We start from the raw sequence: 20,278 nt of genomic DNA, 5'->3' as shown, positions 1-20,278 counted from the left end.
TTACTCTAAAATATATTAAATTTAAAAATTGATTTAAAAATTATAAAAAAAGAATGAAATCAGCATAAATAATTTTGTATGATAAAAAAAATAACTATTGTTGCAGGAATAAGTTTGATGTTTTTGACAACGGCTTGTAAAACGAAAGATTTAAAAATGAATACAGTACAGAAAGAGACCGTCTCAAATAAAAAAGAAGTTGTATATCAGGTTTTTACCCGATTGTTCGGTAATAAAAATACCAATAATAAACCTTGGGGAACTATTGAAGAAAATGGAGTAGGGAAGTTTAACGATTTTACAGATGTCGCATTACGGGAGATAAAGGATTTAGGAGTTACTTATATTTGGTACACCGGAGTTCCGCATCATGCCTTGATACACGACTACACTGCAATCGGAATTTCTAACGATGATCCTGAAGTTGTGAAAGGAAGAGCAGGTTCTCCTTATGCCGTAAAAGATTACTACAATGTAAATCCAGATTTGGCAGTTAATCCAGCCAATCGTTTGCAAGAATTTGAGGCTTTGATTGCCAGAACCCACAAAGCGGGATTAAAAGTGATTATTGATATTGTTCCCAATCATATTGCGCGAAAATATGAAGGGAAGAACAATCCTAAAGGGGTAAGAGATTTTGGTGCTGATGATGATGTAACTGTCGAATATAAAAGAGATAATAACTTTTATTATATTCCAAATAAACACTTTGAAGTGCCCGATACGGATAAACCATTAAATGGAGAAAAGAATCCTCTTATTGACGGTAAATTTGAAGAATATCCTGCAAAATGGACTGGAAACGGGTCTCGTCTCGCAAAACCGGATCGTAATGATTGGTATGAAACGGTAAAAGTAAATTACGGAATTCGTCCTGATGGTTCGAAAGATTTTCCAGAACTTCCCGCCGGTTTTGATGCAAAATCATACAAAGAGCATTTTGATTTTTGGAAAGGAAAGGATGTTCCGGATTCTTGGAAAAAATTCAGAGATATTGCCTTGTATTGGACTTCCAAAGGGGTTGATGGCTTTCGATACGATATGGCCGAAATGGTGCCTTATGAGTTCTGGAGCTATATGAATTCAGCAATAAAAACAAAAAATCCAGATGCTTTTTTATTGGCCGAAGTCTATAATCCCAATGAGTATAGAAATTACATTCGTTTGGGTAAAATGGACTATTTATATGATAAGGTAGAAATCTATGATAAATTAAAAGATGTAATTCGAGGCAAGTCATTGCCAGATGGATTATCGGACATACAAAACGGTATGGCTGATATTGAGCATCATATGTTGCATTTTCTAGATAATCATGATGAACAACGTTTAGCAAGTCCAGAATTTGCGGGAACGCCAGAAAAAGGAAAACCCTTAATGGTAGTTTCAACCACAATAAGTACTTCGCCAACTATGATTTATTTTGGTCAGGAAGTAGGGGAGGCAGGAAATGAAAACGGAGGTTTTGGTACGCATTCGAGAACTTCAATTTTTGATTATGTAGGTGTTCCAAATCATCAGCGCTGGATGAACGCAGGGAAATTTGACGGAGGTCAATTATCAAAAAGCGAAAAAGACTTGCGTGATTTTTACAAAATATTGCTGAATTTTTCTCTTAAAAGTTCAGCTCTAATGGGGGAATACCAAGAAATTCAAACGGTTAACCGCCATGAAACTCAGGGGTACGATTCAGGGATTTATGCTTTCACACGCTGGTCAGACAGTCAAAAATTAATAGTAGTCACTAATTTTTCTTGGCTTACCACAAGTAATTTCGAATTAAAAATCCCTAAAGATATTATTCAAAAATGGAATTTGAAAGACGGAAATTATACGGTAACGGATCAGTTGTATAATAAAAGTGCCATTCAATTGCAGGTTATAAATGGGGAAGGAAAAGCCCATATTATAATTGCTCCATCCGAATCGTTTATTTATCAATTATAAATAGACATGAAAAAGGGTAAAATAAATTAATATTTTACCCTTTTTTTATGCTTATTTTTTTAGATTTTTTTTGTTTCTAAGATGACTTCAGATCCTGGATATTGTACATCTGCATTGTTCTCTGCAGTAATAAATATTTTTGAGGGCTTAAATGCGGTAACGGTTTCAAACGATGCTTTCAGTTTTGATGACATAAACTTAGTATCGCTTTTGATTTGCCCAACATTTTTTACAATTGATTCATCAGTTTCAATCCAAATTACATAAGCGTTTTTTGAAGACTCCAGTCTTTTTACCTCGGCTAAATTATCTATTTTAACCTTAATTAGATAATTCTTGTTGTTATCTTTTTTAATGGTAACCTGTCCACGCGCAGCTGGAACTACAGATGAGCTTTGAAAAGTAACTTTTTTGGCACATGAGGTAAATGAAAGGGATAGAAAAACTAAAAAAATACTTAATAATATTTTTTTTGAAAAGAAATTGGATTGTATTGTTTTCATTTTATTTAAAATTTGTTTGTTAAAACTATTCGTACAAAGTTGATTCTTTTGTGACGATGGTTCTTATACAAATTCATAAATAAGTTATGAAATTCACAGGTAGTTTTTTTAACTAAATTATTGGTTACAGATTCAAAATTTTTTCATTAAAAAATGAGTTTAGAACATGAAAAATTTCTTGGTTAATACAACAAAATGATTAGATAAAATGAATAGATTTATTATATCTCAGTAACAAAAAGATATAGTTTGCTACTTCTTATTTATCGCTGCATCATAATTTTCAGCCACTTTTTTCCAATTGATTAGATTAAAAAAAGCATCAATATAATTTTTTCTTTTGTATTGGTAATCCAAATAATAAGCGTGTTCCCAAACATCTAAAGCTAATATTGGTGTTCCTGGAATAAGTGCATTTTTCATCAAAGGATTATCTTGATTTTGAGTACTGGTCACTTGGAGTTTTCCGGCTCTGTCAACCACAAGCCATACCCAACCGGAACCAAATTGTTTTGTAGCTTCATCTTTGAATAAAGTTACAAAATTTTCAAATGAACCAAAATCGGTTGTAATTGCTTCGGCTAAAACATCTGATGGCTTTCCACCAGCCTTAGGAGCCATAATTTGCCAATATAAAGTATGATTGTAATAACCACCGGCATTGTTTCTGGTATTGGCGTCATTCAAGTCTAACTTTGCTAATACCTCTTCAATCGTTAAGTTTTCTAATGGTGTTCCAGCTACCGCTTTGTTTAAATTATTGGTATAGGTAAGGTAATGCTTTGAATAATGCATTTCTAGCGCTACTGCAGAAATATTTGGTGCTAATGCATCGTAGGAATACGGTAATTTTTCTAATTGAAAAGAGCCTTCAATTGCCTTAACATCATCAGGAACTCCAACAGTAATTTTTTCTTGGGCAGTTGGTAATGGAACTTCTACAACTTCGGTGAGTTTTTTGTTATTACAGGAAAATAATAATGTAAGAAACAAAGAACTAGAAATTAAAAAGAGATTTTTTTTCATGAGTAACATTATTTTTTCAAAATTGAATTTATGATTTCGATATACTGTTCTTTAGCTTCATCAGCACTAATGTTACTGATTTGCATCCAGGCATTTGTTTTGAAAGCATCCCTTAAATGGTAATTTGAGGTTTGCTTTAAATCCAAAGTTCCTATTGTAGCCTGTTTGTAATATGCATAGAGCCTTAACTGGACATCTTGCGGTAAAGATGCTTGAGTCATTTCAGACGCTATTTCAACGGCTTCTTTAAATCGTGTATCTAAATCTTTTTCAATCATTATCCTTTTGTAGCAATAATTGTTTTCCCTCCAATTGCTTTTTGATTAAGAACTACATTGATAGGTGTTCCTAAAGGTAAAAATATATCCACTCTTGAACCAAATTTTATAAAACCGGCATCAGTTCCCTGAATAACCTGCATTCCTTCTTCGGCATAATTTACAATTCGTCGGGCTAATGCACCTGCAATTTGACGGTATAAAATTGCACCGAATGTTTTATTTTCGATTACTACAGTAGTTCTTTCGTTTTCTTCACTTGCTTTTGGATGCCAAGCCACTAAGAATTTTCCAGGGTGGTATTTGCTGAATTTTACAATTCCACTTAGTCCATAACGCGTAACATGTACGTTTATTGGTGACATGAAAATTGAAATTTGCAAACGTTTGTCTTTGAAATATTCTCCTTCATAGACTTCTTCAATAACAACCACTTTTCCATCAACTGGAGCCAGTATTACATTGTCATTGAGTATTGCGGTTCTTTTTGGATTTCTGAAGAACTGTAAAATGATAATTAAAAGCAAAAGAGCACTTAATTGAATTAGCATTTTAAGCCAATTGGTGTCAATAAATTTATCGGACAATAAAACGACAACGGCTGTAAAAAACGTGCCTAATAAAATTGACGGGGTTCCTTCTTTATGAAACATAGTTTAAGATTTGGTAAAATAAAAATATAATTGGTGCTACAAATATAACACTATCTAGTCGATCTAGTATGCCTCCATGACCAGGCATGATACTTCCGCTATCTTTGACGCCAGCGATACGTTTGAATTTGGATTCAATTAAATCTCCTATAGTACCAACAATTCCAACAATAACAGCAATTGAGGTCCAAATTAAGATGGATCTTTCGCTAAATTGAGGATTGGCCTTGATGTAGTATTTTGATATTAAATAACCCGCTAAAACTGCAAAAACAATTCCGCCTAAGAATCCTTCTATTGTTTTTTTAGGTGATATTTTTTCGAATAATTTGGTTCGGCCTATAGATTTTCCAACAATATAGGCAAAGGTATCGTTAGTCCATATTAAAATGAATAATCCAATTATAATTTTTGGATTATAATCATTTATTCCAAATGAAATTTTAGTAATAAACACAAATGGCAGTATAATATAGCCTAATAAATACAAGTATTTTGATGAAGTGCTTATTTTTTGAATATTGTCATAAAATAAGAAAAGAATACATTTTATGGATACAACCAATGCTATAACCAATAAAACAATATCTAATTGTTGTATGTTTATTGCAATTTCTAAATCGGTATTGAATACCTGATTTAGAGTATCTGTAGTAGTTTTATTGTAATGACTTACTAAAGTTACTGTAGTATATAAAAGGGTTCCAAAAAGAATTGGAAATACTTTACTTATTTGAATTAAATTACAAAATTCATAAACTGCTATTATAAGAAAGATTCCAAATAGGATGAAAAAGCTTTCCGTTGAATATAAAATAGAAGCGAGTAATAATATAATATAAATAGCTCCTGATATACCTCGTTTTAGAGTTTCATTCATTTTAAAGGTCTTCTAAAAGCAATAAATATAGATTTTTTGCAGAACTTCCGTATTGTGTAAAATCTTCCTCTTTTGCTTTTTCGAAATATTTTATGGTCGTTATATTGGTTGGATAATCTCTTTCGTATTTCTTTTTTATGGCACTAAGTCCATCACTTTTTGCAGCAAGAATCTGACTTGTGTTTGCTAAAATAATAATATTAGCTGGTAATTCGTTAGGTTTATTTTGTTTAATTTGTTTCGATGAGAATAAAACAGATCCTTCTTCGGCAATTAAATTTTCGCAAGTTGCGAGAAGAAATTTAGGGTTTTTAGGTTTGTCATAAGTAAGTTTATTATCATCTAATATCCCAAAAAGATTAGGTTCATAGCATAAAACTTCACTTTCAAACCAGTCATTTTCTTCCAGTATGTTTTCAAATTGTTCCTTTACTTCTTCGGAGTTTTCGCAGTATAAAAATTTACCACCATTTTTTTTGAAATTATAGATAAATTTTTCATCTATAGAGGTAGCGTTATCAGCAAAGGATTTATTAAATTCACTTTCTTTATCTTCCTCAGAAGCCGGATTGTTAGCACCAAAAAATTTTCTAAAAAGACTCATATTCTTTTAATCTACTTTATTTATTATTTGAAAACGTCCAAAGATAAAAAAATCTTAATTCAAAAGAGGTTTTTGAATTAAGATTTTAAAAATAATTAAATAATATGTGTTTTTTATGAGACTACTTCATCAAGATTTTTGTCAAAAGTTCTTTTTCCAAAAATAGCTTCTAAATCATCTTTAAATATAACTTCTTTTTCAATTAGAATATCTGCAAGCTGATTCAGTTTATCTTTATTTTCTTCTAGTATTTCTATTGCTCTTTGGTATTGGCTTTCAATTAGTAATGAAATTTCTTCATCAATAACTCTAGCCGTTTCCTCAGAATACGGTTTTGAAAAACTATATTCACTTTGTCCAGTTGAATCATAATAGGTAACATTACCAATTTTTTCATTCAAACCATAAATAGTGACCATGGCACGAGCTTGTTTAGTTACTTTTTCTAAATCGCTTAATGCACCAGTAGAAATTCTGTTAAAAGTTACTTTTTCAGCTGCTCTACCACCCATAGTTGCGCACATTTCGTCTAGCATTTGATCTGGACGAACAATTAATCGCTCTTCTGGTAAGTACCATGCTGCACCTAAACTTTGTCCTCTAGGTACAATAGTTACTTTAATTAACGGTGCTGCGTGTTCAAGCATCCAACTTACTGTAGCGTGACCTGCTTCATGGATAGCAATTGCTTTCTTTTCTTCTGGAGTCACAATCTTATTTTTCTTCTCAAGACCACCTACAATTCTATCAACGGCATCTAGGAAATCTTGCTTGTCAACTGCAGTTTTGTTATTTCTTGCAGCAATTAATGCAGCTTCATTACAAACATTAGCAATATCTGCACCTGAAAAACCAGGAGTTTGTTTGGCTAAAAAGTCAGTATCTAATCCTTCTATTTTTTTCAAAGGAGCTAAGTGTACTTTGAAAATCTCGGCACGCTCACGAATATCTGGTAAGTCTACAAAAATTTGTCTGTCAAAACGACCTGCACGCATCAACGCTTTGTCAAGGACATCAGCTCTATTTGTCGCAGCCAATACAATTACATTTGAATTGGTTCCAAAACCATCCATTTCAGTTAGTAATTGATTCAATGTATTTTCGCGTTCGTCATTACCACCAGACATATTGCTTTTTCCTCTGGCTCTACCTACTGCATCAATTTCGTCAATAAAAATGATTGCTGGAGATTTTTCTTTGGCTTGTTTGAACAAATCACGTACTCTTGAAGCACCTACACCAACAAACATTTCCACAAAATCAGAACCTGACAAAGAGAAAAAAGGAACTTGAGCTTCACCAGCAACGGCTTTTGCTAACAATGTTTTTCCTGTTCCGGGAGGTCCTACTAGTAAAGCTCCTTTAGGGATCTTACCCCCAAGATTGGTGTATTTTTCTGGATTTTTCAAGAATTCTACAATTTCTTGTATTTCTTCTTTTGCACCTTCAAGGCCAGCCACATCTTTAAATGTAGTTTTTATATCTGTTTTTTCATCAAAAAGCTTGGCTTTAGATTTTCCAATATTGAAAATTTGTCCGCCACCGCCACCTCCGCCGCCTGACATTTTTCTCATGATAAAAATCCAAACCCCAATAATGATGATGATTGGCAATAAGCTGATTAAGATATCAGACCAATTGTTTTTTGGCAAGAAATTAAAATCTTTTAATTTTCCTTCAACAACCGCTTTTTCAAGTTTAGTTTGAAATATTTGATCATTACCAATGTCAAATGAATAATGAGGACCTTTGTTAGGCCTGTCAAAAACATCTTTGGCAACTTTTTTGTTTGCAGGATCTTTTAAAGCTGCTGCGTTAAGGTATACTTCAGCTTCAGTTTTATTGTAAACGATAACCTTTTCAATTTGACCTTTTTCTAAATAATTATTAAATTTAGAAGAAGTTAATTGTGCGGGTTCATTTAGACTAGAACCTCCAGTTATAAAGCTAATAAACAAGAAAATTAAAAGGATTGCTGTATAAATTAACCAAGGACTTATTTTAAATTTATTCGAATTTGGATTATTATCTTTAGCCATTAGAAGTGTGTTTCTTTAGTATTTGTTTTCAATTGTAGTGATTTTTGCATCACCCCAAAGACTCTCAATGTTGTAATATTCTCGTATGTGTTTTTGGAAAACATGAACCACAATATTTACATAATCCATAAGAACCCATTCTGCATTATCAGTCCCTTCAACATGCCAAGGCTTGTCTTTTAATTCTTTCGAAACTGTTTTTTGGATGGAGTTTACTATGGCGTTAACTTGTGTGTTTGAGTTTCCATTACAGATAATGAAATAGTCGCAAACTGCAGTGTCTATTTCTCTTAAATCAAGAATATCGATATCATTTCCTTTTACTTCTTCTATTCCTTTAATGATGTTCGCTAATAGCACGTCATTATTTATAGTCTTTTTCGCCATGAATTATTTTTATATATAAGTTTGTAAAGTTACCATTTTTTGTGATTATTTTTGAACCTTAACATAATATTAAATTCTGTTTCACAAAAAAACGTATATGAAAGTAATCAAACTCGATGCCATAGATTCAACAAACGAATTCCTTAAAGGGTTATCGAATAAACAGGAACTAGAAAACTTTACTGTTGTTACTGCTGAAAGCCAAACTAAAGGGAAGGGACAAATGGGTGCCGTTTGGGCTTCTGAAACTAGTAAAAACTTAATAATGAGTGTTTTAATTAAGGATTTTTTGTCAGATATTTGTGAGATTTATAATCTAAATATTACAGTTTCTTTAGCTGTTATTGAAGTTTTAGAATCCTATAATATTCCAGATCTAAGCATAAAATGGCCAAACGACATAATGTCATACAATAAAAAAATAGGTGGCATTTTGATAGAAAACAGCATCAAAAGTGACGGAAGTATTGTTTCTATTGTTGGTTTAGGGCTAAATGTAAATCAAACTAATTTTGAAAATTTGCCCAAAGCATCTTCCTTAGCGGTTGTTTGCAACAAACAATTTGATAAAGAGGAGTTACTTTTTTCTATTATGGATAAAATTGAATCCAATATAAAATTATGGAGACAAAACGCTGAAATGTTATGGTCTGATTATACCAATAAATTATTTAAAAAAAGTGTACCGATGCCTTTTTCAGACCAGAATAATCAAAATTTTATGGGAATTATCCAAGGTGTTTCTCCGGTTGGAAAACTTCAGGTTCTTCTGGAAGATGATAGCATTTCTGAATTTGATATCAAGGAAATTCAAATGCTGTATTAATTTTTGAAGTATAAAAGAATAGCCTTCAAAGTATTAAACAAAAGAACCTTTCAGTTTGCACTAAAAGGTTCTTGATTTATTTAAAAAAAAATAGTTTTTTATAATTTTGTCATGTTAGTGGCCAATGTTTCGATAAATTTTCCAATAGGGCCTTTTATCATCATGGCCATCATAGGATTAAAATCCCCTTCAAAATCAAGTTGTACATCACTTGAATTGTCAGCAACTGAATCAATATTTGCGATTAAAGTAAATGGAAGTTTATCACTTGCAGCACCCAAAACAATTTTGTTTGGTGCTACTTTTTCTTTCATTTTCAATTTTATTTCCGGCATCCCTTTCAATCCAAATAGGAATGCATCATCACCGATAACTTCAAATTTAGCAATAGTTTCCGGCATTAATTTTTCGAAATTTTTCACATCACTCAATAGATCAAATAATTCTTGAGCTGATTTAGGAACAGTAACTTTTGGACTTTGTAAGTTCATAGTTTAGCGGATTGTGTTTTTAAATTTTTTAAACTTCAATATTCCAAGTTGACGGACTCACGTTCCACTCTCTCAAGGTTTGCTCTTCTTCCTCGGTAATGTATTTTTTGGCTACAGCCAAATTCAATAAATTCGTATAATTACTAAGGGTAAACAAATCAATATTTGCATCTTTGAAATTCTGGTCAGCAACATCAAAACCATAGGTAAATATGGCTGCCATTCCTTTTATGTTAGCTCCTGCTGCACGCAAAGCTTCAACGGCAAGTAAACTACTGTTTCCAGTACTGATCAAGTCTTCTACAACGACTACATTTTGTCCTTTTTGTAAAAAACCTTCCACTTGGTTTAATCTTCCGTGTTTTTTTGCTTCTGGGCGAACATACACAAATGGTAGCCCTAAACTCTCTGCAACGAGCATTCCAATTCCTATTGCTCCTGTGGCAACTCCGGCAATAACATCAGGTTTGCCAAATTGTTTTTCAATATTTTTGGCAAACTCATCCCGAACATAATTTCTTATGGCTGGAAATGAGAGTATTAATCGGTTATCACAGTAAATAGGAGATTTCCATCCGGAAGCCCATGTAAAAGGATTTCCTGGATTCAATTTAATTGCATTTATTTGCAAAAGCAATTCGGCTGTTTTTTCGGCTGTATCTTTATTAAAAATCATAGTACAAATGTATAAAGTTTTTGTTAACGACAAACCACTTTTTTTGACAAATCACATCTCTAAGGAGACTGATTTTCAACTTTTTTTATTAGAAAGTATTGACATAGAGCAACTTATAGTAAAAATATTTCAAAATAAAATTCAAAAAGCCTACTTATATCACCCTGATGAAAAGGAGATTATGAAGACTTTGAAAGCAAAAATCCCTGTAAACAAAGCGGGAGGAGGCTTAGTATACAATAAAAAAGGGGAAGTTTTATTCATTTTCAGAAACGGAAAATGGGATTTACCTAAAGGCGGAATCGAAAAAGGAGAAGAAATTGAAGCCACAGCCATGCGAGAAGTAGAGGAGGAGACTGGCGTAAATGGTCTAACAATATCTCACAAACTTCAAAAAACCTACCACGTTTTTAAAAGAAATGGAAAATATAAACTGAAAATCACACATTGGTTCGAAATGCAATCTGATTTTGAAGGTACTCCTCAAGGACAATTAGAAGAAGGAATCGAAAAAGTGGCTTGGATGAATCCGGAACAAATTAAGGAAGCATTAAAAAATTCCTACGAGAACATTAAGTTATTGTTTGAAGAAGAAAAAAGTCTTCATTCATAAATTAATGTTATTTTGGGCGTGCCACCAGTAAAAAAAGGGGCTAATCATATAATGTTGATTAGCCCCTTTTTTTACTGCTGTCAGGCTATCCGCAGCACTTGGTGCTTAGCTGCTATCCTTCACGCGAGAGCAGTGTTCAGATGACAGTTTACAGTCCCGACGCTTCGGAATCATTTTGTAGCTGTAATCTACAAAGTACTTTATGTTATAAATTATGTTTTTTCGTTTTACTTCTTTATCAAATTACTATCATAAAACCGCTTCTGAAACTCTGGAAGTCACTTTTACCAAACTGTTCACTGACAACTGAATACTAAAAACTGAATATTTTTCACTTTAGTACGGACAGTTCGCGAACTGTCCCTTCATTTTTTAATTACCTTTGCAAAATGAATAAGAAACACCATTCCAACAATATACTTTTGAATTTAGGCATCGAAAGCCTGAATGAAATGCAGGAAGTAGCACAAGATGCTATCCTGAATGATAATAATGTTTTATTGCTTTCTCCAACAGGTTCTGGGAAAACCCTAGCTTTTTTGTTGCCTGTTTTAGAAATGTTACAACCCGAAATTCAATCCGTTCAATGTTTAATTCTGGTTCCATCTCGTGAATTAGGGTTGCAAATTGAACAAGTTTGGAAAAAAATGGGAACTGATTATAAAGTAAATGTATGCTACGGCGGACATTCCATTGATACTGAAATTAAGAATTTAAGTAATCCACCAGCAGTTTTAATAGGAACTCCCGGAAGAATTGCAGATCATATCGACAGAGGAACTTTTCGATTGGATAAAATCCAAACGTTGATTTTGGATGAATTTGATAAATCGTTACAATTGGGTTTCCATGAGCAAATGTCATTTATTATTGGAAAATTAACTAAACTGAACAAACGTGTTTTAGTTTCGGCAACTTCCGATATTGAGATTCCAAGATATACAAGAGTGGTAAACCCAACAATTTTGGATTTCATTCCAGAAAACGTAGAAGAAACGAATCTTTCCATGAAAATGGTCATTTCTAAAGAGAAAGACAAAATAGGAAGTTTGTTTAATCTGATTTGTTCGTTGAAATCGCAATCAGCAATTGTTTTTTGTAACCATCGTGATGCTGCAGAACGCCTTAGCGACACGTTGAACGAAAAAGGAATTTATGCCACGTATTATCATGGCGGAATGGATCAGGATGAAAGAGAGCGCGCTTTAATCCAGTTTAGAAACGGAAGTGTGAGTTATCTTATCACAACTGATTTGGCCGCTCGTGGACTTGATATTCCCGAAATGAATCACGTAATTCATTATCATTTGCCTTCAAAAGAAGACGAATTCACCCACAGAAACGGTCGTACAGCACGTATGTTGGCTTCTGGAACAGCGTATATCATTGCTCACGAAAGTGAGAAAAAAATGGATTATATCGATTATGGTATGAAAGTTTTGAAGGTTGAAAATTCGACTTCATTGCCAAAACCACCAGAATTTCAGACCATATACATCAGCGGTGGGAAGAAAAATAAATTGAATAAAATTGATATCGTAGGTTTCTTTTCTCAAAAAGGAAAATTAGAAAAAGGGGATTTAGGATTAATCGAAGTTAAAGATTTTATCTCTTTTGCGGCAGTGAAATTCAATAAAGTAAAAGATTTATTGCACGCCATTAAAGACGAAAAAATGAAAGGCAAGAAATTTAAAATTGAAGTAGCCCGAAAAGTGATTAAGAAAGAAGAGGAGTAGTTTCAGATTTCAGATTTCAGATTAAGAGTGTTAAGCATCTCTCACTCTAAATGTATAAAAAAACGTCTTGATTATCAAGACGTTTTTTTATGCAAACTTCAAACTAATGACTATATTTTCTTCACGTACTGTGTAATAATTACAATCTGTTGACCATCAACTTTTCCTTCTATATATTCCGCATTTTCATGGTCCAGTCTAATGTTACGAACTGCAGTTCCTTGTTTAGCCACCATGCTTGAACCTTTTACTTTTAAATCTTTGATTAAAACAACTGAATCGCCATGTTCCAAGATTACTCCGTTGCTATCACGGTGAATCACTTTATTTTCATCATCTTCACCTTCTCCTGTTGCTTGAGCCCAAACTAAAGTATCCTCGTCTAAATACATTTGGTCCAATAATTCTTGAGGCCAACCTGCCGAACGAAGACGACTTAACATTCTCCATGCTACAACTTGTACTGGAGTATGCTCACTCCACATGCTATCATTTAAACATCTCCAATGGTTTAAATCTACATTATCTGGATTTTCAATTTGATCAATACAGGTGTTACACGCTAAAATACTTTCATCAACTCCACCTTTTTTGGTAGGCAACACTTGATATACTTTTAAGTTTTCAGTTGCACCACAAAGTTCACATTTAGATCCGCTGCGTTTATTTAATTCTCTTTCTATACTCATGTCTAATGGCTTTTATTTTTGGCGAAAATAAGGCTAAATAGCGCTTTTTACAAATTTATATTTTTTACTTCAGTACCTAGCTATTTAACTCGAACTGCATCAGGAACAAGCATTTCATATTGACCTCCATTGCGGATTACATCTCTCACAATACTGGAACTGATGTACGAAGTACGAGCAGCAGTCAATAAAAATACGGTTTCTATTTTAGACAAGCGTCTGTTCGTGTGTGCGATGGCTTTTTCAAATTCGAAATCAGCGGGATTGCGCAAACCACGAAGGATAAAATCGGCTTTTATTTTATGGCACAAATCAATCGTTAAACCTTCATAGGTAATCACCGAAACTTTAGGTTCGTTCTTGAATGTTTCTTCGATAAATCGTTTTCTTTCTTCGAGTGTAAACATGTATTTTTTTTCAGCATTGACACCAATGGCAATTACGATTTCATCAAATAACGAAATACTTCTTTTGATGATGTCTTCATGACCTAATGTGATGGGATCGAATGAACCTGGGAATATAGCTTTTCTCATTTTTTTATTTTTAAACTAAAGCCAATTCTATTGCATTGGTAAACAAATCTTCCAATGAAATTCCGGCTGCTTTGGCTTGTTGCGGAATCAAACTTTCGGTGGTTAGACCTGGAATCGTGTTCATTTCCAGCATATGTGGCTCTCCGTTTACAATAATAAATTCGCTTCGCGAGAAGCCTTTCATTTTTAGGACTTCGTAAGCACGCTTTGCTATTTCGTTTACTTTTTGAGTCATTTCATCTGAGATTCTTGCCGGCGTAATTTCTTGGGATTTACCCAAATATTTGGCTTCATAATCGAAGAAATCGTTGTCAGAAACGATTTCAGTTATTGGTAAAACAATTACTTTTCCTTTGTAATTGATGACTCCTACAGAAACTTCGGTTCCGTCAAGGAAACTTTCTATAATGATTTCGTTATCTTCTTTGTATGCCATTTCGATTGCGATTGGCAATTCGGCGGTAGTTTTTACTTTGGAAATTCCAAAACTGGATCCGGCTTTATTGGGTTTTACAAAACAAGGCAATCCTACTTTAGTTACAATTTCTTCGGTATTGATAATATCCCCTTTGTTTAAGTAATAGGAAATGGCCGTTTTTATTCCGTATGGTTTTAAAACCGACAATAAATCACGTTTGTTGAACGTTAATGCTGCTTGGTAATAATCACAAGATGTTTGTGGAATTTGCAATAATTCGAAATAGGCTTGCATTAATCCATCTTCGCCCGGAGTTCCGTGGATGGCATTGAAAACACAATCGAAAGTGATTTTAGTTCCGTTTACAGTTACTGAAAAATCATTTTTATCGATAGGGAATTCGGCATCATTGGCATCAACATAAACCCATTTTTCTTTGAAAATATGGATTCGGAATCCGTTGTATTTAGTTTTATCAAGAAATTGATATACGACGTTTCCGCTGATAAGTGAGATTTTATACTCGCTGGAATATCCGCCCATGATGATGGCAATGTTTTTCATTTTATCCTATTTTTGGTCTTAGTTGTTCAAATTAATAAAGTTGTTTTTAGTACTAATCTCTAGCCCCGATAGCAGTGGAAATCCTTTTTATTTTTTATTTAAAAATAAAAAGATTGCAACGTATAGCGGGAAATAGCTCCTGAAATTCATCAGGATTAATCCTAAAAACGATTAAACAAAATTATCATTTTTTTTGAAACGAAATAGCTTTATCTTTGCGACATATAAAAATAAATTTATGAGTTTACGTAAGTATCTTACTAGCCGTGTCTTTTTTCTACAAGTAGTATCTGCTCTTGCCATTATTGCCGTTTTGGGCTATTTATTTATGCATTGGTTGACCTTTACAACAGACCATGGTCATGAAATTTCAGTACCGGACTTGCGCAAGCTGACAGAGGAACAGGTGGAAGATAAACTGGATGAGTTGGATTTAGATTATGTGCTTTTGGACAGTGTGGATTTTAGAGGGGATTACCCAAAATTTAGTGTGGTGGAGCAAGATCCATTGCCTGGTACGAAAGTAAAAGTAGGCAGAAAAGTATATATTAAAATTAATGCTTCGGGGTTTTCATCCGTAAAAATTCCTGATTTAATTGAAAAAACATATCGTGAAGCGGTGCCTACATTGAAAGCTTTAGGACTTGAGGAAGGAACTGTTACTTATATTCCTAATCTTGGAAAAGATATGGTTCTGGAAATGCGTTACAAAGGAAGAAACCTGAAAGTAGGGGACAGAGTATTGAAATCATCCAAAATTGATTTGGTTCTGGGAGACGGAAAAGCCAGTTATGTAGATGAGAGCACAGTAGTAGATAGTTTAGCGACACCAGAAGCAGCAACACCAGCAAATGAACAATAATATAGATACAATAGATTTAGAAGAAGAGTTATTTGAACATTTCAGATTTGAAGTTCCTAAAGGGCAAGCGCCTTTGCGAATTGATAAATATCTGATGGGGTTAATTCAAAATGCAACTCGGAATAAAATACAAACCGCTGCAACCGAAGGGAATATTTTTGTAAACGACGCCACAGTGAAGTCGAATTACAAAGTGAAAGCCAATGATGTGGTTCGCGTTATGCTTACGCATCCGCCTTATGAAAACCATATTATTGCGGAGAATATTCCGCTTGATATTGTTTATGAAGATGATGCGTTGTTATTGATAAACAAATTGCCAGGAATGGTGGTGCATCCCGGTCATGGGAATTACACGGGAACTTTGGTGCATGCTTTGGCGTATCATTTTGATAATTTGCCAATGAACAGCAGCGAACGTCCAGGATTAGTGCATAGAATTGACAAAGACACTTCAGGTTTATTGGTTATTGCCAAAACCGAAGCGGCTATGACACATCTTGCCAAACAATTTGAAGCCAAAACTTCTGAAAGAGAATATATAGCTTTAGTTTGGGGAAATGTGGTTGAAGAGCAAGGGACAATTGAAGGAAACTTAGCGCGTCACCTGAAAGATCGCATGCAAATGGCGGTTTTTGCTGATCCAGAAATAGGGAAACCTGCTGTGACACATTATAAAGTGTTGGAGCGTTTTGGTTACGTAACGTTGATTTCGTGCCAACTGGAAACAGGAAGAACACACCAAATTAGAGCGCATTTAAAACACATAGGACATCCACTTTTTAATGACGAGCGTTATGGCGGTCATTTGATTCTAAAAGGAACTACGTTCACCAAATACAAGCAATTTATAGAAAACTGTTTCAAAGCGTTACCAAGACAGGCTTTACATGCCAAAACTTTGGGCTTTGTTCATCCTACCACTGGAGAGATGATGCGTTTTGATACGGAACTCCCGCAGGATTTTCAGGATTGTATTGAAAAATGGAGAGGCTATTCAAAATCCCATAGCACGGAAGAAGAAGAAAACTAAAAATACGAAAAGCCCCAGATTTGGGGCTTTTTTTGTGGGTTGACTCTATTGTTGCACTATTAGTACTGTTTTCCAGTTTAGAAATTTGTACTTTTTTTACGCCAACAAGTCCTCCCAATTGTTCTTGAGTCTGATTTTAATATTTATTGCGTCTGGTTTATTAGATTCCGATTTGCGTTTTCAATCAATATTTCATGCAAATCGCTCCCTGTCTCAAAAAAACGTTTTGAAGCCTGATTATATTCAATATCTTCCCTGCTTTGATTTAAGTGACCTTCGGGATAATAATTTTTCAGAATGTCAGCCTGTTTCAGTTTTTCATAACCAAGAGAATGAGCCATTTCAGAAAGTAATTCAGTACGAAGTAAACTCCAAGTTTCATCCTGGTTGGATAGATTTTTTTGGTGTAGTGAGTCATAATACTTTCCCCATGCTATTAAAACTTTTGGCTGATCTTGAAATACAATGTCAATCTGATTTAAAGCGTTTACAAAAGTGTGTGCCACTGGGCTACCTCGTAAAGAAAAAAGAGTCAAGAATAAATCGCTTTTTACTTTCTGTTGGTTTTGTTCATCGTTTAGTTTCCTTCCTATTTCCACGGCTTTTAAAGGAGCAAAATAAACCGCTAAAGCCGTTACGCATAATATCAATAAACTAACAATCCAAAATACAATCTCAAAATAATCTTTTGCTGTCATCACTGCTTCTACTGCTTTTGTCATATAAATTTCTGTTTTTAAGTTTCGTTTTGGTTAAGGTTGCGCACAACTTGTATATATGTATGATAGCATCTGACTTATTCACACTAAATTGGGCTGCTATGTCTGACAAACATCAGTATTCATTTCTCAAATATAGCCAAATTTATGTTTTGGAAATCTATTTATATTTTGGAAACTCAAAAACATAACTTTTCCCAATTAGGAACAGTAATCCATGAATAAAGGACTCCGGAAGAAATTTTAATGTGTCTAAACAAGAGTCATACGTTTTGTTGCAATAATTGGTGATTACAAAAGGCGAAGAATTTGAAGTTAAATATAAGGCAGTTATTCTTTTACTGTCCATCGTATTTTTTTCGTTAAAACTCGAAAAATAGATTTCCTTGTTTTCCTTTTTTGATTGGATCAAATCAAAAACTGACAATGGAACTGTTGGATTTATAGGATGAAAAAGTATTGATTTAGCGACATCTATTAAGATCCATTTTTGAAATTCTTTGGAATAAATTTCATTAAAAGCATGTCCACCTTTGATGCAGGGATCATTTGACTGTATTTTCAATCCCCATTCTTTAACTTTTAAATCATTTATGACACAAAAATTATTGAATACTTGCGAAAAATCACTGCAAACACCTCCTTCGCCGCCAATCATTTTTTTTAATACCAATGTGGATGATTTTCCCAATCCCGGCCCGCCTTTGCAATTATTTCTGAGCCAAATAGCTATTTGTTTTGCCTTGTCAAGATCACTTAATGCGACTTTAGTTTTTTCAAAAATGAATGGGTTTAACTCAAAATAGATTTGAGGAATATCGGCAGTTTTATTGATGTGATTGTAACAAAAACTTTCAATCCGATTCTTAGATGCGTTTTTAGATAGCAATCTAAATCGGATTTTATATAGTAGAGGGTGTCTCCTTAAATACCAAATTAAAGATTTATTCATGTGCAATAATTTATCCTGTTAATAAACAATTTAAATCAAGAAATGCTAATGTATAAATGATTTTTAAGGGCGTAACGATTTAATAATTAAGTAGGTAGTGTCAAATATATTAAAATTAAAAATTAGAAGTTTTATTATTTTTGAAAAACCGTTTAACTGCAATAAAAAAGCCCCAAATGGGACTTTTATATTAATTTATTTTAAAAAATATTTTCAACGTGTTCGAATGGTTATTTTTTTAGAGGATAATTTGCTTCGAAAGTTTTGAATCGAGAGTCGAGATTTTTAAGCAATTGTTTTTTTACGGAAATATCTTTTATAAAACTATAATTGATGCTATTGTAAACAAACTGTTTAATGTCAGCGTAAGTTATATCTTTGTATCTTTTGGCTAATAGTACATATTGCTCAGTCATATTGGTTCTTAATATTCCAGCATCATCTGTACTGATGACAATAGGAACGCCAAATTCTTTGTACAATGTCAACGGATGGCGGTTTTCTTTTACTTTTAAAATGAACTCATTACTGACTAAATTTATTTCGATTGGAATTGTTTTTTTAGCCATATAGCGTAATAAATCATATGAATTTTGCTCATATGCCATGTCCACACCATGACCAATACGATTTGCTCCAGCAATATTTACTGCAGCATTAATATGCCAAGTCAAGTCTTCCGGTTGCACTAATCCCAGCGTAAGTTCACCGGCATGGAGCGTGTATTTTACATTTGGATAACGGGAATGGCAATATTTGAACATGACCATGTGCAACCAATAATCTTTCATGGATGTTTCGCCATCTTCAGGAGAAACAATGTTTACGCCCGCCATAAGTGGACTGCTATCAGCCGAAATAAATGCAATTACCAGATTTTTAAATAAATCTACAGGTTCCATGAAACGCAATACAAAATTTTGATAGCGCATCGTGAAACGGGCATCATCAATTTTAAGGTCATTGTGAAGTTTGGCTATAAAATTTGTATTGAAATCAGTGGCGTAAGATGTAGCATCCTTTTGTAATAATGCATTGTAAACAGAATCCAGTGATTTTATAATTGCTTTTTCATCTTTTACTTTTGCCAATTGTCGCAATCGAGTATTGAATTGTGTCAAATTATCCGTGTTCATAGCACAAGGAATCGTAGATAATTGTGTTTCAATATAACTGACATTCTCAGTAATGGCTCTGTTTTTTAGTTCCAATATTCCTTGTCCAAAATTACCTCTGATTGCTGGTTCAAACTTCATAAACGATTCAAAAAACAACTTGTCCGAAGGATAATCCACATGATTGTAATCTTTTACAGACCATTTTTGCATAATTTTTTGCTTGAATACATCTAATTCTCCACGGTTTTTTAACGTTGAAAATTGTTCCCAGTTTCCAGTAGACGGTTTTTCTTTCTGTACTTGCATGGTTTCAGTATTCAGATAAAAATCTTCGGAAATAGCATGTTCCAATAAAGGTTCCGCATAAATCGATCCGGAGTAGTGGTGGTGTAAATCGCCTCCTTTTGGCATTTGAGAAAAGAAAGCGGTTAATTCAGCTTCATTATTTCTAATTTTTTCTAAATATTCATTGGTTGATTGTGCGTAACCAACATTCAATAGTATTGAAAAAAGAAAAGTAAAAAATAATTTCATAGTGTAATTTTTTATCGAAATAAAAACAGGTTTTAGGTGTTTTTTTGCCAAATTTAAGCAATTCCATTTTCTGTTTTGTGCAACGCCTAAAAAGTTTTACTTTTACTGCTCTTATTAAAAAGGGAATTATTGCCTCTTTTTCTATTATTTTTAAATCTTAATTTTTCCAATTGCGTATTGTTTTATTGACTTCT

Annotated in this window: 22 protein-coding genes; 6 read left to right on the top strand and 16 right to left on the bottom strand. The window is 33.4% G+C overall.

All coding sequences use genetic code 11. From position 1 onward, the window contains the following. Positions 1 to 78: 78 nt before the first annotated feature. Positions 79 to 1,947, top strand: a complete 1,869-nt coding sequence (locus ACM55H_RS03960) for an alpha-amylase family protein (RefSeq protein WP_416835267.1) — start codon at positions 79 to 81, stop codon at positions 1,945 to 1,947. Between the two features lie 59 nt (positions 1,948 to 2,006). Here the strand turns inward: ACM55H_RS03960 and ACM55H_RS03955 are convergent, their stop codons facing one another. From ACM55H_RS03955 to rsfS, 8 genes are all read right to left on the bottom strand, one after another. Next, the gene (locus tag ACM55H_RS03955) at positions 2,007 to 2,450 is read right to left on the bottom strand and encodes a hypothetical protein (RefSeq protein WP_416835266.1); all 444 of its coding nucleotides are present in this window, start codon (positions 2,448 to 2,450) and stop codon (positions 2,007 to 2,009) included. Between the two features lie 252 nt (positions 2,451 to 2,702). Next, on the bottom strand, positions 2,703 to 3,476 hold the full coding sequence (locus ACM55H_RS03950) for a superoxide dismutase (protein ID WP_416835265.1): 774 nt from the start codon (positions 3,474 to 3,476) through the stop codon (positions 2,703 to 2,705). Between the two features lie 8 nt (positions 3,477 to 3,484). Further along, positions 3,485 to 3,754 (bottom strand): acyl-CoA-binding protein, encoded by a 270-nt coding sequence (locus tag ACM55H_RS03945; RefSeq protein ID WP_416835264.1) that lies wholly within the window; start codon positions 3,752 to 3,754, stop codon positions 3,485 to 3,487. Then, entirely contained in the window at positions 3,754 to 4,407 is a 654-nt protein-coding gene (locus ACM55H_RS03940) for a phosphatidylserine decarboxylase family protein (protein WP_416835263.1), read from the bottom strand. Before ACM55H_RS03940 ends, ACM55H_RS03945 begins: the two co-directional genes overlap by 1 nt. Continuing rightward, positions 4,397 to 5,287: a phosphatidate cytidylyltransferase gene (locus tag ACM55H_RS03935; RefSeq protein ID WP_416835262.1), complete on the bottom strand. Its 891-nt coding sequence runs from the start codon at positions 5,285 to 5,287 to the stop codon at positions 4,397 to 4,399. The genes ACM55H_RS03940 and ACM55H_RS03935 overlap by 11 nt, the downstream gene beginning before the upstream one ends. Before the next feature lies 1 nt (position 5,288). Beyond that, positions 5,289 to 5,891: a lactate utilization protein B/C gene (locus tag ACM55H_RS03930; RefSeq protein ID WP_039109643.1), complete on the bottom strand. Its 603-nt coding sequence runs from the start codon at positions 5,889 to 5,891 to the stop codon at positions 5,289 to 5,291. Positions 5,892 to 6,004: 113 nt separating this feature from the next. Continuing rightward, the gene (gene ftsH / locus ACM55H_RS03925) at positions 6,005 to 7,930 is read right to left on the bottom strand and encodes an ATP-dependent zinc metalloprotease FtsH (protein WP_039109644.1); all 1,926 of its coding nucleotides are present in this window, start codon (positions 7,928 to 7,930) and stop codon (positions 6,005 to 6,007) included. A 15-nt stretch (positions 7,931 to 7,945) separates the two neighbouring features. Further along, on the bottom strand, positions 7,946 to 8,317 hold the full coding sequence (gene rsfS / locus ACM55H_RS03920; RefSeq protein ID WP_039109645.1) for a ribosome silencing factor: 372 nt from the start codon (positions 8,315 to 8,317) through the stop codon (positions 7,946 to 7,948). A 97-nt stretch (positions 8,318 to 8,414) separates the two neighbouring features. Here rsfS and ACM55H_RS03915 point away from each other — a divergent pair, with 97 nt between their 5' ends. Next, entirely contained in the window at positions 8,415 to 9,143 is a 729-nt protein-coding gene (locus tag ACM55H_RS03915) for a biotin--[acetyl-CoA-carboxylase] ligase (protein WP_416835261.1), read from the top strand. Between the two features lie 98 nt (positions 9,144 to 9,241). On the opposite strand, the gene ACM55H_RS03910 is transcribed toward ACM55H_RS03915, so the two are convergent. Together ACM55H_RS03910 and pyrE are read right to left on the bottom strand one after the other, a co-directional pair. After that, positions 9,242 to 9,634: an SRPBCC family protein gene (locus ACM55H_RS03910; protein WP_416835260.1), complete on the bottom strand. Its 393-nt coding sequence runs from the start codon at positions 9,632 to 9,634 to the stop codon at positions 9,242 to 9,244. A 28-nt stretch (positions 9,635 to 9,662) separates the two neighbouring features. Then, the gene (pyrE, locus tag ACM55H_RS03905) at positions 9,663 to 10,310 is read right to left on the bottom strand and encodes an orotate phosphoribosyltransferase (RefSeq protein WP_039109648.1); all 648 of its coding nucleotides are present in this window, start codon (positions 10,308 to 10,310) and stop codon (positions 9,663 to 9,665) included. Positions 10,311 to 10,317: 7 nt separating this feature from the next. On the opposite strand from pyrE, the gene ACM55H_RS03900 reads away from it, so the two are divergent. Both ACM55H_RS03900 and ACM55H_RS03895 read left to right on the top strand, forming a co-directional pair. After that, entirely contained in the window at positions 10,318 to 10,923 is a 606-nt protein-coding gene (locus ACM55H_RS03900; protein WP_039109649.1) for an NUDIX hydrolase, read from the top strand. A gap of 389 nt (positions 10,924 to 11,312) precedes the next feature. Continuing rightward, positions 11,313 to 12,659 (top strand): DEAD/DEAH box helicase, encoded by a 1,347-nt coding sequence (locus ACM55H_RS03895; RefSeq protein WP_416835259.1) that lies wholly within the window; start codon positions 11,313 to 11,315, stop codon positions 12,657 to 12,659. Positions 12,660 to 12,769: 110 nt separating this feature from the next. Here the strand turns inward: ACM55H_RS03895 and ACM55H_RS03890 are convergent, their stop codons facing one another. From ACM55H_RS03890 to ACM55H_RS03880, 3 genes are all read right to left on the bottom strand, one after another. Beyond that, complete coding sequence (locus ACM55H_RS03890; protein ID WP_416835258.1) at positions 12,770 to 13,348, bottom strand: PhnA domain-containing protein; 579 nt, start codon at positions 13,346 to 13,348, stop codon at positions 12,770 to 12,772. An 80-nt stretch (positions 13,349 to 13,428) separates the two neighbouring features. After that, a complete protein-coding gene (coaD, locus tag ACM55H_RS03885) occupies positions 13,429 to 13,884 on the bottom strand; it encodes a pantetheine-phosphate adenylyltransferase (protein ID WP_035673314.1) in 456 nt (151 codons plus the stop codon). A gap of 10 nt (positions 13,885 to 13,894) precedes the next feature. Further along, positions 13,895 to 14,866, bottom strand: coding sequence for a D-alanine--D-alanine ligase (locus ACM55H_RS03880; protein ID WP_416835257.1), 972 nt, complete (start codon positions 14,864 to 14,866; stop codon positions 13,895 to 13,897). Positions 14,867 to 15,104: 238 nt separating this feature from the next. Here ACM55H_RS03880 and ACM55H_RS03875 point away from each other — a divergent pair, with 238 nt between their 5' ends. Both ACM55H_RS03875 and ACM55H_RS03870 read left to right on the top strand, forming a co-directional pair. Next, positions 15,105 to 15,728: a PASTA domain-containing protein gene (locus ACM55H_RS03875; RefSeq protein ID WP_035673308.1), complete on the top strand. Its 624-nt coding sequence runs from the start codon at positions 15,105 to 15,107 to the stop codon at positions 15,726 to 15,728. After that, the gene (locus tag ACM55H_RS03870) at positions 15,718 to 16,761 is read left to right on the top strand and encodes an RluA family pseudouridine synthase (protein WP_416835256.1); all 1,044 of its coding nucleotides are present in this window, start codon (positions 15,718 to 15,720) and stop codon (positions 16,759 to 16,761) included. The genes ACM55H_RS03875 and ACM55H_RS03870 overlap by 11 nt, the downstream gene beginning before the upstream one ends. Before the next feature lie 143 nt (positions 16,762 to 16,904). Here the strand turns inward: ACM55H_RS03870 and ACM55H_RS03860 are convergent, their stop codons facing one another. The 3 genes from ACM55H_RS03860 to ACM55H_RS03850 all read right to left on the bottom strand — a co-directional run bounded on the left by ACM55H_RS03860 (position 16,905) and on the right by ACM55H_RS03850 (position 20,084). Next, entirely contained in the window at positions 16,905 to 17,483 is a 579-nt protein-coding gene (locus ACM55H_RS03860; RefSeq protein ID WP_416835255.1) for a DUF6680 family protein, read from the bottom strand. A 157-nt stretch (positions 17,484 to 17,640) separates the two neighbouring features. Then, on the bottom strand, positions 17,641 to 18,369 hold the full coding sequence (locus ACM55H_RS03855; RefSeq protein ID WP_416835254.1) for a transglutaminase-like domain-containing protein: 729 nt from the start codon (positions 18,367 to 18,369) through the stop codon (positions 17,641 to 17,643). A 293-nt stretch (positions 18,370 to 18,662) separates the two neighbouring features. Beyond that, positions 18,663 to 20,084 carry an adenosine deaminase gene (locus ACM55H_RS03850; protein ID WP_416835253.1) on the bottom strand — a complete coding sequence of 474 codons (1,422 nt, stop codon included), beginning with the start codon at positions 20,082 to 20,084 and terminating at the stop codon, positions 18,663 to 18,665. Between the last annotated feature and the right edge of the window lie 194 nt (positions 20,085 to 20,278).

This window comes from Flavobacterium cryoconiti, assembly GCF_048158645.1.
Classification (GTDB): domain Bacteria; phylum Bacteroidota; class Bacteroidia; order Flavobacteriales; family Flavobacteriaceae; genus Flavobacterium; species Flavobacterium cryoconiti.
Note: the sequence above shows the minus strand (reverse complement) of the source record. Positions and strands in the feature narration are given on the sequence as shown.